This is a genomic window from Cohnella thermotolerans DSM 17683, from assembly GCF_000429825.1.
GTDB lineage: Bacteria > Bacillota > Bacilli > Paenibacillales > Paenibacillaceae > Cohnella > Cohnella thermotolerans.
Genome location: NZ_AUCP01000121.1, coordinates 1 through 3,595, shown reverse-complemented (window position 1 = coordinate 3,595; position 3,595 = coordinate 1). Strand labels below are relative to the sequence as shown.

Sequence of the window (3,595 nt, the reverse complement as noted above, 5' to 3'; positions counted from 1 at the left end):
AATTTTCTATGTTTTCCTTGCAGATAAATTCGACAAAAGTAGCTCAAATCCCTTGTGGAATAAGGATTTTTTGTTCGTTCAGCAAGCCCTAAGTATCCATTTGATGATAATCGTTTACGTAAGCTCGGAACATGTCCAATGCCTGGGCTTTTGGGATACCAAAGCTGTGCTTTTTGTAGAACTCAAACATTTTTACGGTATAATACAAAGCTTCGTAAATATATTGATACTTCTCATAATAATGCTTCGCTCTTCGTAAATTGATCAGCTTGATGTATTCTTCATAATCTTCAAGCCTTGCATCCAAACTGTTTGCTATATACATGATGATTGCCTTATCGAAATAAGGGAACGTATCTGCCGTCTTGAACTCTTCAACTGGAAGTTGATTCACGATATCAGCAAGCTTAATTTCTTTTTCCGCCATTTCTGCAAGCTGATCAAACACGAGATAATCCGTCTTATGATGCATCCAGTGATCGATAAAAACGAATGCATTAGATTTATTACGAGTGGCGATATAGTTTTTGATTAGAGATAGATGCCGCTCTTCGATTACGTAACTTAGTGCGGAGACAGTCAAGTGAAGGAATAATCCCTTCAGCGTTGGATTGCTTTGTTCGAACCCATACCGCTCGGAGACGTATTTCCAGAATACTTGGATGTCAAAAAACTTACCCATCAGATCCAGGTATTTGTTCTCGCTGTCGTCCAGATTATCCATGAGAATAACCTTTACAACATCCTCAAAATCAAGCGATTTCAGATTGCATAAAACCCCCATGATCGCCAACTCAATAGTTTCCTCTGAGAAAGTTGTGATATCTAATGCCTTGAATTTTCGAAGGCGGTCTTTATTGCCAAAAAACTTCTCGTATTTCTTTACAAAACTTCTCAGGGATGAATCGATCTTCAACTCATTCATAATGAGCGAGATCTTATCCGCATAAAAGCTTTTCGAATACAAGAGCGTATCCAAGAGCCAGTTGTCTTCCGCACCCATATTCTGAGTAGTATAGATCAGATAATGTGAGGCTGGATCCTCTTCTTCGAGAAGATACTTTGTATAGAAGCTGTTGCCCTCCGTCAATTTGTGCACCTTGACGTTCTCTATGGTGATCTCATCTATGTAATCAACAAACTCCTGGTCCTTATCAAACCAGAAAACAATCTTTCGTTGTTCCCCGTCATCAAGCGGCTCACAAAAGGTTGTCTTCAGCGTATTAATAATCTCATCAATATTCATTACTTCTCAACACCTTTGTTATCAGCCTAATGGACAGGGATATACCAAAACAAAGTTGGTATATCCCCATTGTACCCGAAATCTATTCCAGTTTTGCAAGCAAACCATTAAATTTAGCATAATTCACTGCCACACCATCATCAAGGTCAATCTCGATCTGCATGTCAGCCATATGGTGAAGCAGTTCGTCGTATGCTTTCAGTTCTTCTATTTTCAAATCCAACGTTTTCAATTCTTTCTTGGCATTGCTGATTTCTTTGGCAGTTCCACCTCCCTCGATGATACTCAAGAGAGATTTCTTCTCTGCATCAAGTCGGATCTGGAGTTCGTGCAAGTAGTCTGTTCTGATTCTCGACAAGGTAGTTTTGTCGTAGCGATGCATGTAGATTAAGCAGTTAAATGCTTTTTGTTTGCCTGAGGTGAACAGCCAATAAATTGGAGCCTTTCTACCTCTTGTACTATATACATTAATATGATCTTGAAAGAAATCGTTTAGAAAGTATCGTCTAATTGTATCTGTTGATGATTCGTTGTCTTTTTTGCCGAGTATCCTCGCTATAAAATCAAGGTTTTCTAATATATTATCTTTGCCAAATGTAATTTCGACAAAATGGACGAACTTTGTTACAATATCATCCTCAAAATATGCTCCCTGTACAATGGGAAGTATATTATCTTCATCAACTTTAAATTTTTTATACTTTTCTTTTTGGAACACTCCACCAGCATAAACAAGACCATCTTGATCCAAAGAGTATCTGCCAAACATACAACCAACAGCATAAGAAATAAACGACTTAATATCATTTTTCCTATCCGCTTTATGGATTGTAATATCACCGTCAATAACTTCAGAGGTTAATTCTTTTTCAATTCCGTATGCTTCATTAAACAAGCGATTCAGCTCTTCCTCGATTGATTTTAATTCATTAAATTGATTTGTCTTGTATTTCTCCCAAATGTTAAAAGCATCTTCAATTGAATTGGAATGATTTTTAAACCGTATAAGAGGATGCATGCCGAAATCCCAAGATGTTTCATATGAATCCCAATCATCTTTTGAAATTTCAATTGCTCTTTTTACCAAATTGTCAATGAGGTCTTTGTCGATTTTCTCCAAAATGATTGGAACCTCTGAAACATTACCCACCTCATAATTTAGAGTGGAACTAAGCATATTTAGAATTTCATTTGCTAAATTTGTATTAAGTAAACCGAGCAGCAAATAAATTTTATCTTTTGAAATATTAGTGATTCCCGATCCGCCACCTCCGAATAATGAATTATTAATGTACCGAACTGAAAACTTATAACTGCTTATTGCTGACCATGTAATTGTTTCTTGGAAGAAATATTTAAAATTAGCCCCACTCGATTTTTTAAATTCTTTAACTTCCTTCCCATTAAATTCCCAGTTTATCACGTATTCATTATTACCGTACCACTTTTTAAATCCTCCTCCCTTACTATATGGTTTCCACTTGTCTTTTCGTGTAGAATCTACTTCATACCAAAGTCTCAAAAACCTCTCATTATCTCTTGTTTTTACACCTTCATTTAATATCCCGAAATTTGAGACTTTATATTGTGTATCGAATGCTTTAATTAGGTTGTCACTCACCCAATAAGCGATTGGAGTTCCTTTAATTTTATTGAATTTTTTTATTGAGCAGGTGTATCTGTAATCAACTAATGGATTTTGTATAGCTTCCAAAGTCTTCTTAGATTGGTTTTCCGTACCTGTAAAGTTAGCTAAGCGAATGAATACACCATTAATATCAACAGGATAATTTCTCAAAACAAAACTACATACAGGTACACACGCTTCTGGAAAAGCATTATATTCGAGTTGAATGAGAGAGGAAATATTTTTTTTATTAATAATACAACTTCTAAGGTTTTCGTAAGAGGATATAAACATCCAAACTAACGGTGTTAGAAATCCCAAAAGGCCTTTATTACTCACTTTGTTCATACCCATTTGAACAAATGCAGAAAAAGTATCTGATTTATTTTCGGGATAATACTTATTCATAAAATCAGTTAAAAATGGATTCATATATTTATTTCCCATATACGGTGGGTTGGTAACCAAAATATCAAACACGGTAGACATTATGTCGGTTTGTTTTAATAATTGCGGCAATATATCGATTAATTTTTTTCTCGAAATTTCTCCAAAAAGATCTTCAGCAGGATTATCAATAATATATTTTAATTTCGTTAAAATATGTTCTCTTTCAACGTCATCAATCCTAATTAGGGCTTGCTGAACGAACAAAAAATCCTTATTCCACAAGGGATTTGAGCTACTTTTGTCGAATTTATCTGCAAGGAAAACATAGAAAA

At 35.2% G+C, this 3,595-nt stretch carries 2 protein-coding genes; both read right to left on the bottom strand.

Annotated features, from left to right (window positions below; translation table 11 throughout):
- Positions 1-88: 88 nt before the first annotated feature.
- Positions 89-1,246, bottom strand: a complete 1,158-nt coding sequence (locus tag G485_RS27130) for a hypothetical protein (RefSeq protein ID WP_035156968.1) — start codon at positions 1,244-1,246, stop codon at positions 89-91.
- Between the two features lie 82 nt (positions 1,247-1,328).
- Positions 1,329-3,595 (bottom strand): BREX-1 system adenine-specific DNA-methyltransferase PglX (gene pglX / locus G485_RS27125; RefSeq protein ID WP_156922448.1); only part of this gene is annotated, 2,267 nt, incomplete at its 5' end.